A 7,661-nucleotide genomic window follows, 5' to 3' on the forward strand; every position below is an offset into this window, starting at 1 on the left:
CGCGCCTGGGGTCTTTGCGGGCGCTTCTTCTTACTGGCCTCTCTAATCCCCCAAATACTAGCTTGTTGTGCGGGCGGGGGGTCGGCCGCGGGGGGGGCCGCCGGGGCGGCCGCGCGGCAGAGCTACGGCAAGCTGGTCGCCTGGCTCGCGGCCCGCACGCGCGACGTGGCCGCCGCCGAGGACGCGCTGGCCGATGCCTTTGCCGCCGCCCTCGAGCGCTGGCCGCGAACCGGCGTGCCGGAAAAGCCGGAAGCCTGGCTGCTGGCGGTGGCGCGGCGGCGCCGCGTCGATGCGGTGCGGCGGCGGCTCACCAGCGAGGCCGGCCGCGAGCATCTCAAGCTGATTGCGCAGGAGGCGGAGGCACGCATGACCGAGGAAGATCTGCCCGACGATCGGCTGCGGCTGATGTTCGCTTGCGCCCATCCGGCGATCGAATCGAGCGTACGCTCGCCACTTATCCTGCAGACGGTGCTGGGGTTCGACGCCGCGACGATCGCCTCCGCCTTCCTGGTCTCGCCCGCAGCCATGGGCCAGCGCCTGGTGCGGGCCAAGTCCCGCATCCGTGAAACCGGCATTCCGTTCCGCGTGCCGGAGCGGGCCGAACTCGGGGAACGGCTGGATGCGGTGCTGGAAGCGATCTACGCCGCCTTCGCCGAAGGCTGGACCGACCCGGCGGGCACCGAAACGCGGCGCCGCAACCTGGCGACCGAAGGCATCTGGCTCGGCCGGCTGGTGGCTTCGCTGTTGCCGGAGGAGCCGGAGGCACTGGGCCTCTTGTCGCTGATGCTGTTTGCTGAGTCCCGCCGCGCCGCACGGCGCAGTGCCGAAGGCGACTTCGTGCCGCTGGCGGAACAGGATTGCCTTCTATGGGACCGCGCCCTCATCGATGAGGCGGAGGCGCTGCTTTCCCACGCCGCGTCCAAGGGCGTCATCGGCCGTTACCAGCTTGAGGCGGCCGTGCAGTCCGCGCATGCGGCACGAAGGTTCACCGGCCGCACCGACTGGGTGGCGATCCAGGAACTCTACGACGCGCTGCTTTCGATCGCAGGATCGCCGGTGGTGGCGATAAACCGCGCGGTGGCGATCGCCGAGGCCGAGGGCGCAGTGGCCGGATTGGCGGCCCTTTACGTGCTGGGCGACGACAAGCGGCTTGACGAGTACCAGCCCTATTGGGCCGCACGCGCCGGTCTCCTGGCCAGGCTTGGTCAGGTACCGCAAGCCTGCGAAGCCTACGACCGGGCGATCGGCCTCGAGCGAGACCCGGCGGTGCGCCGGTTCCTGCAGGGAAAACGGGCGGTGCTCAGAAATTGAGCTTCAGCCCGGCCACATCTCGTGCGAGGTGTTGAGCGTCTTCATCAGCGGATGGTCGCGCAGCCGCGCCCACAGGCGTTCGATGTTCGGCCATGCCGTCCGCGCGCTGTCGATGTCGGGATGCCAGGCCACCAGCATGACCAGATAGATGTCGGCCAGCGACATCCGGTCACCGACCAGCCAGTCACGGCCCTCGAGCGCGGCATCGAGAACGGCAAAGCCGCGGTCCATCTCGGCCACGGCCGCCTGCTTGACCGCCTTGGTGCCTTCGGGATCGGCCGTGTAGCGGTATGCGTAGTAGAAACGCAGCACCGCCGAATAGAGCACCGACGACATGAATGCCATCCAGCGCAGGAAATCGGCGCGGGCAGGCGAATCTACTGCCGGCGCCAAATTGCCATTGGGATGACGCTCGGCAAGCAGGATGCAGATCGCCGCCGACTCGGTCATCGAGCTTCCGTTTGGCAAGGTCAGCACCGGCACCTGGTTCAACGGACTGATGTCGAGGAAGGCGGGATCGGGCCGGTCGGTCTTCGGCACGTCGATCTGCTCGAACGGTGCATTCGCCAGCACCAGCGCCGCCTCGACGACGAAGCCGCCGCTGCCAGGACGGGTGTAGAGCTTGTACATGAAATCCTCCCCCGGCCCGCGCAGACGGGCCGTGGGCGGTATGCACCGGAAGCAGGGCGCTGCTCAAGCCGGTGGCTGACGCCACGGGGATTTTTTCAGCGGGCCAGCTCAGTCACGGAGAAGCGTCGGACTACGATCCCAACCCTTCGAACAGGATCGTCGACAGATAGCGCTCGGCGAAGGACGGGATGATCACCACAAGGTTCTTGCCCTTGTTCTCCGGCCGCGAGCCGACGACGATGGCTGCCTGCAAGGCGGCGCCCGACGAGATGCCGACCGGCACGCCTTCGAGGCGGGCGACGAGGCGGGCATTGGCCACGGAATCCTCGTTCGACACTTTGACGATCTCGTCATAGATCGTCGTGTCGAGGATTTTGGGCGCAAAGCCGGCGCCGATGCCCTGGATCTTGTGCGGGCCGGGCTGGCCGCCCGACAGAACCGGCGAGGAGTCCGGCTCGACGGCGACGACATGCACCGAGGGCTTGCGCTTCTTCAGCACCTGGCCGACGCCGGTGATGGTGCCGCCGGTGCCGATGCCGGCGACGAAGATATCGACCTCGCCATGCGTATCGTTCCAGATTTCCTCGGCCGTTGTCGTGCGGTGGATTTCCGGATTGGCCGGGTTCTCGAACTGCTGCGGGATGATCGCGTTGGGGATCGTCGCTGCCAGTTCGTCGGCCTTGGCGATGGCGCCCTTCATACCTTTCGGGCCTTCTGTCAGCACCAGCTCGGCGCCGAGCAGCGCCAGCATTTTCCTGCGCTCGATCGACATCGTTTCGGGCATCGTCAGGATCAGCTTGTAGCCCTTGGCGGCAGCGGCGAAGGCAAGCGCGATGCCGGTGTTGCCCGACGTCGGTTCGATCAGCGTGGTCTTGCCGGGAGAAATCTTGCCTGACGCCTCCAGCGCCTCGATCATCGCCACGCCGATGCGGTCCTTGACCGAGGCGATCGGATTGAAGAATTCGAGCTTGGCGATGAGATTGGCGACGATGCCCTTTTCCCGAGCGAATTTGTCGAGCCGCACCAGAGGCGTATCGCCGATCGTGTCGGTGATGGAATCGTAGACGCGGCCGCGGCCGGGCACGCGGGCTGATGTGGCGGGCTTGTTCATTGGTTTCGCTCCCAGAATTCAGGCAAGTGGATTTGCGGGCAACATAGGACCTTCGACCGCGCAAGATAGACTGTCGATTGAAAATATCCGAGTGGGACCTGTGTCTAAAACAGTGCCGTCTCGGAAAAGCATTTCCCGCAAAGGCCTGTTTGCGAAATGCTTTGGCCGAAAGCCCGCTATTGGCGGGCGGCAATCGCTGCAGCGGCACCGACCATGAAGCCGGCAGCCGTACGGTTCAGCGCCTTGAGCGCGCGCGGCGACTTCAGGAACCAGCGCGCCTTGGCGGCCAGCGCCAGATACGGCACCAGCACCACCAGAAGCACGACGACCGTCAGCGCGACGAGAATGCCGTAGTCGGCCAGCGTAATGGTCTTCAGGTCGACGATGGTCGGCGTGATGGCGAGGTAGAAGATCATCGTCTTCGGATTGCCGAGCGTGACGGTCAGGCCGGCGGCAAAGCTCGACAGCAACCCGCTTTTGCCTTTTCTGGCCTCGACGGTCTCGGGCGTGATGCCGCTGTTCCAGAAGCGCCAGCCGAGGAAGGCGAGATAGGCGACGCCGAGCCATTTGATGGCCAGGAAAACCATGCCGAAACTCTGTGCAACGATGGCGAGGCCGAGCACCACGGCGGTCAGATAGGTGATGTCGCCAACCATCAGGCCAAAAGACATCGCCAGCGACGAGCGGAAGCCGGAGCCGAGCGCACGGGCGACCAGCGCGGTGATGCCGGGACCAGGAATCGCGGCGGCGATGCCGAGAGCGGCGCTGTAGGCGAGGAATCCGGTGAGGGTCATGGTTGCGGCCTTGCGCGACGCTGCTATCACGGCATCCTATCGCACAAAGCCCGGCGGGCGTGAATTCCCTGGAACTCGGATTCGATTGCACCACGCCTGTGCGAGTTGCGCTCAGGAACGACCGTCGCCATGGGTGACACGCCAGATGGTGCCGTTGCCGTCCTCGGTGACGATCAGCGCGCCATCCAGGGCCACCGCCACGCCGACCGGCCGCCCCCACACCTCGCCGTTTGAGACGACGAAACCGGTGATGAAATCCTCATATTCGCCGGTTGGCTTGCCGTCCTTGAACAGCAACCGCACCACCTTGTAGCCGGTCCGGTTGCCGCGGTTCCATGAACCGTGCAGAGCGACGAAAGCATCGCCCTTGTATTCAGCCGGAAAGCTCTTCCCCTCGTAGAAGGCAATGTTGAGCGGCGCCGAATGCGCCTGCATCAGCACATCGGGAACGGTCGTTTTGCCGGCAAGATCGGGGCGCTCACCCTTGTGGCGAGGATCCTCATTGTCGCCGATATAATACCACGGCCAGCCATAGAAGGCGCCGTCCTTGATCACGGTCGCGTATTCGGGCGGCACATTGTCGCCAAGCGCATCCCGTTCGTTGACGACGCACCACAGCGCGCCGGTCGCCGGCTGCACGGTCATGCCCGAGCAGTTGCGCAGGCCGGTGGCAAGGATGCGGCCATTCTTGCCATTGGGATCGAAGGCCAGGACGCCGGCGCGGCCGTCCTCGGATCCCCATGTGGCGCCGAGCGGCTGCGACTTCGCCCAGGCGTCGAGGCCGCCCTTCGGTTCGTTGCCCATGCGCTCGGCGACATTCGATCCCGAGCCGACCGACAGATAAAGCGTCTTGCCATCCGGCGAAAAGGCGATGTCGCGGGTCCAGTGATGATTGGCGGGGATGTTGCCGACCATGGTTTCCGGATCGCCGGAGGCCTTCAAGTCGCCATTGCGGTAGGCAAAGCGCACGATGCTGTCGCTGTTGGCGACATAGATCCATTGCGGGTCAGCGCCCGGCGGATAGAAGGCAATGCCATAGGGCCGTTTGAGATTGCCGGCAAAGATGCCGCCCTGCACAGGGCTCGCACTGCCTTCCGCCAGGCGATAGATGCGGACCTGATTGGCTTTGCTGTCGGCGACGAACAGGTCGCCGTTCGGCGCGACGCGCACGACGCGTGGATTGTCGATGCCCGATGCAACCAGCTCGGCCGAGAATCCCGGCGGCAGTTGCAGCTTCGCGTCTGCCGGCATGTCCGCAACGCCGGCGCTGTTCGAGGTCGATCTGTTGGCATCGGGCTTAGGCAGATCATCCGGTCTGATCAGCCGACGTGTGCCCGGCTTGTCCGCTCGCCAGTCGCCGAAGGCGGCCGCACCTTTCAGCACCGGCTCGTCCGCCTGCTGCGCGAACGAAGCGGTCGAGAGAAACAGTGCGGCGAAAAGTGCGGGGCCGGCAAAACGCATCATGCGGTCCTCCAATGTTTGGACGTGAAACAGGAACGAGCGGTTTCGTCGATCGTTCCACGGCACACGATGAGGTAAAGGGAGCTTCCGATTTCCGGGTTCAGGTTCCGGCAGCGTAGAAATCGTCGTCGAGACGTTTTTCCAATTCGACGAGATCGGCCGGCAACGGCAGGCCCATGGCGCGCATTTCCCGCAGCTTTTCGCGCAGCTGCTCCTGGATCTCGTGCTGGTCTTCCGGCTGGTTGACCATCTCTTCCAGCAACAGGCTGATCCGGGCCTTGAACTCTTCGAGCGCCATCGTCGTCTCCTCGGTTAGATCAGCTCAACGGAGCATGCGCGATATCAGCTGCGCGGTGTAATCCACCATCGGGACGATACGCGCGTAATTCAGCCGGGTCGGGCCGATGACGCCTAGCGCGCCGACGACGCGGGCATCCTTGTCGCGATAGGGCGCGACCACCAGCGAAGAACCGGACAGCGAGAACAGCTTGTTTTCCGAGCCGATAAAGATGCGCACGCCCGATCCTTCCTCGGCGAGGTCGAGCAGCTGGATCAGCCCGTCCTGTGTCTCCATGTCCTCGAACAAATGGCGCAACAGCTCGATATCGGCCTGGGCGGTGACGTTTTCGAGCAGGTTGGCGCGGCCACGCACGATCAGCCGCGCCGGCAGGCCGCTGTCTGCACCTGCCCACACCGCCAGCCCCTTCTCCACCAGGTCCTGCGACAGCGTGTCGAGCGCGGCCCTGGTTTCTTCCTTGATGCGGGCGATCTCGATCCGCGCCTCGGCCAGCGTGCGGCCGCGAATATGGGCGTTGAGGAAATTCGAGGCTTCGTGCAATTGCGAGACGGTGATGCCGGCGGGCAACTCGACGACGCGGTTCTCGACGTCGCCATTCTGCGACACCAGCACTGCCAGCGCCTTGGTCGGTTCGAGCTGGATGAATTCGATGTGCTTCAGCGCCACCTCGTTCTTGGCGGCCAGAACCAGGCCGGCGCCGCGCGACATGCCCGACAGCATCTGGCTGGCCTCGGTCAGCATGTGCTCCAGCGTCGCGCCCGAGCCGGACGCCCGAACCTGTGCCTCGATGGCGCGGCGCTCCTCGTCGGAAAGGTCGCCAAGCTCCATGAAGGCATCGACAAAGAAACGCAGGCCGGCCTGCGTCGGCAACCGGCCGGCCGAGATGTGCGGCGCGTAGATCAGGCCGAGATGCTCGAGATCGCTCATCACGTTGCGGATGGTCGCCGGCGACAGCGAGGACGGCAGGATACGCGACAGGCTGCGCGAGCCCACCGGTTCACCGTCCCTGAGGTAGGAATCGACAATGCGCCGGAAGATGTCGCGGGAACGCATATCGAGCGACTGAAGCGCGGGCGACTGCGAAGCGGGATCGACTGCCTTGGTCATACGGCCAAAAACCTCCGGCCCAACGATATAGACTTACACTGCACCCGCGCAACCCGGTGTCTTTGTGAGATCACCCGGTGTCTGTGTGAGATCACCCGGTGTCTGCGTCAGATCGTCAGGCCATTTTCCTTTGCGCCACGCGTCCCATGCGGTTACAAGCCGGCCAAGATTCCGAAAAATGACAAGAAAGCAGCCTGAATGCGCCCTTCCAAACGCCAATTCGACGAAATGCGTGCCATCTCCTTCGAGCGCGGCGTCTCCAAGCATGCCGAAGGCTCGTGCCTGGTGAAGTTCGGCGACACGCATGTCCTGTGCACGGCCAGCCTTGAGGAAAAAGTGCCTGGCTGGATGCGCAATTCCGGCAAGGGCTGGGTGACGGCCGAATACGGCATGCTGCCGCGCTCGACCGGCGAGCGCATGCGCCGCGAGGCTTCGGCCGGCAAGCAGGGCGGCCGCACGCTGGAAATCCAGCGGCTGATCGGCCGCTCCCTGCGCGCCGTGGTCGATTTGCAGGCGCTGGGCGAGCAGCAGATCACCGTCGACTGCGACGTCATCCAGGCCGATGGCGGCACCCGCACCGCATCGATCACCGGCGGCTGGGTGGCGCTGTATGACTGCCTGCGCTGGATGGAAGCGCGCCAGATGGCCAGCGTCGCCAAGGTGCTGAAGGACCATGTCGCTGCGATCTCCTGCGGCATCCATGACGGTCAGCCGGTTATCGACCTCGACTATATCGAGGATTCCGCGGCCGGCACCGACGCCAATTTCGTCATGACCGGCAAGGGTGGCATCGTCGAGATCCAAGGCACCGCCGAGGGCGAGCCTTTCTCCGAAGAGCAGTTCGCGGACTTGATGGGCCTGGCCAAGAAAGGCATTCAGCGGTTGGTGAGTTTGCAGCAGATGGCAGTGGCTTAGGATTAAATGCCGAGCTTGAACACCCCCCTCTGCC

At 64.7% G+C, this 7,661-nt stretch carries 8 protein-coding genes; 2 read left to right on the forward strand and 6 right to left on the reverse strand.

The window, feature by feature from the left end; all coding sequences use genetic code 11:
* Window positions 1-54 precede the first annotated feature (54 nt).
* Window positions 55-1,311 (forward strand): RNA polymerase sigma factor, encoded by a 1,257-nt coding sequence (locus NKH95_RS32955; protein WP_352894549.1) that lies wholly within the window; start codon window positions 55-57, stop codon window positions 1,309-1,311.
* 3 nt (window positions 1,312-1,314) lie between these two features.
* Here NKH95_RS32955 and NKH95_RS32960 read toward each other — a convergent pair whose 3' ends face one another.
* From NKH95_RS32960 to hrcA, 6 genes are all read right to left on the reverse strand, one after another.
* Window positions 1,315-1,941, reverse strand: a complete 627-nt coding sequence (locus NKH95_RS32960; RefSeq protein WP_128305291.1) for a glutathione S-transferase family protein — start codon at window positions 1,939-1,941, stop codon at window positions 1,315-1,317.
* Between the two features lie 130 nt (window positions 1,942-2,071).
* The gene (gene cysK, locus NKH95_RS32965) at window positions 2,072-3,052 is read right to left on the reverse strand and encodes a cysteine synthase A (RefSeq protein ID WP_256748314.1); all 981 of its coding nucleotides are present in this window, start codon (window positions 3,050-3,052) and stop codon (window positions 2,072-2,074) included.
* 176 nt (window positions 3,053-3,228) lie between these two features.
* On the reverse strand, window positions 3,229-3,846 hold the full coding sequence (locus NKH95_RS32970; RefSeq protein WP_352720987.1) for a LysE family translocator: 618 nt from the start codon (window positions 3,844-3,846) through the stop codon (window positions 3,229-3,231).
* A gap of 111 nt (window positions 3,847-3,957) precedes the next feature.
* Window positions 3,958-5,310, reverse strand: coding sequence for a PQQ-dependent sugar dehydrogenase (locus NKH95_RS32975; RefSeq protein ID WP_352894548.1), 1,353 nt, complete (start codon window positions 5,308-5,310; stop codon window positions 3,958-3,960).
* Between the two features lie 97 nt (window positions 5,311-5,407).
* Window positions 5,408-5,605, reverse strand: a complete 198-nt coding sequence (locus tag NKH95_RS32980; protein ID WP_013528634.1) for a hypothetical protein — start codon at window positions 5,603-5,605, stop codon at window positions 5,408-5,410.
* Between the two features lie 24 nt (window positions 5,606-5,629).
* On the reverse strand, window positions 5,630-6,712 hold the full coding sequence (gene hrcA, locus NKH95_RS32985) for a heat-inducible transcriptional repressor HrcA (protein ID WP_027040272.1): 1,083 nt from the start codon (window positions 6,710-6,712) through the stop codon (window positions 5,630-5,632).
* Between the two features lie 198 nt (window positions 6,713-6,910).
* Here hrcA and rph point away from each other — a divergent pair, with 198 nt between their 5' ends.
* On the forward strand, window positions 6,911-7,627 hold the full coding sequence (gene rph, locus NKH95_RS32990; protein ID WP_013528632.1) for a ribonuclease PH: 717 nt from the start codon (window positions 6,911-6,913) through the stop codon (window positions 7,625-7,627).
* The last annotated feature ends 34 nt before the right edge of the window (window positions 7,628-7,661 follow it).

The sequence above is a fragment of the Mesorhizobium sp. M0848 genome (assembly GCF_040319805.1).
Lineage (GTDB): Bacteria > Pseudomonadota > Alphaproteobacteria > Rhizobiales > Rhizobiaceae > Mesorhizobium.

What these genes read in the sequence shown, in the direction of transcription:
- NKH95_RS32960 (WP_128305291.1), bottom strand. Translation starts at nt 1,941, where the DNA reads ATGTACAAGCTCTACACCCGTCCTGGCAGCGGCGGCTTCGTCGTCGAG.
- cysK (WP_256748314.1), bottom strand. Translation starts at nt 3,052, where the DNA reads ATGAACAAGCCCGCCACATCAGCCCGCGTGCCCGGCCGCGGCCGCGTC.
- NKH95_RS32970 (WP_352720987.1), bottom strand. Translation starts at nt 3,846, where the DNA reads ATGACCCTCACCGGATTCCTCGCCTACAGCGCCGCTCTCGGCATCGCC.
- NKH95_RS32975 (WP_352894548.1), bottom strand. Translation starts at nt 5,310, where the DNA reads ATGATGCGTTTTGCCGGCCCCGCACTTTTCGCCGCACTGTTTCTCTCG.
- NKH95_RS32980 (WP_013528634.1), bottom strand. Translation starts at nt 5,605, where the DNA reads ATGGCGCTCGAAGAGTTCAAGGCCCGGATCAGCCTGTTGCTGGAAGAG.
- hrcA (WP_027040272.1), bottom strand. Translation starts at nt 6,712, where the DNA reads ATGACCAAGGCAGTCGATCCCGCTTCGCAGTCGCCCGCGCTTCAGTCG.
- rph (WP_013528632.1), top strand. Translation starts at nt 6,911, where the DNA reads ATGCGCCCTTCCAAACGCCAATTCGACGAAATGCGTGCCATCTCCTTC.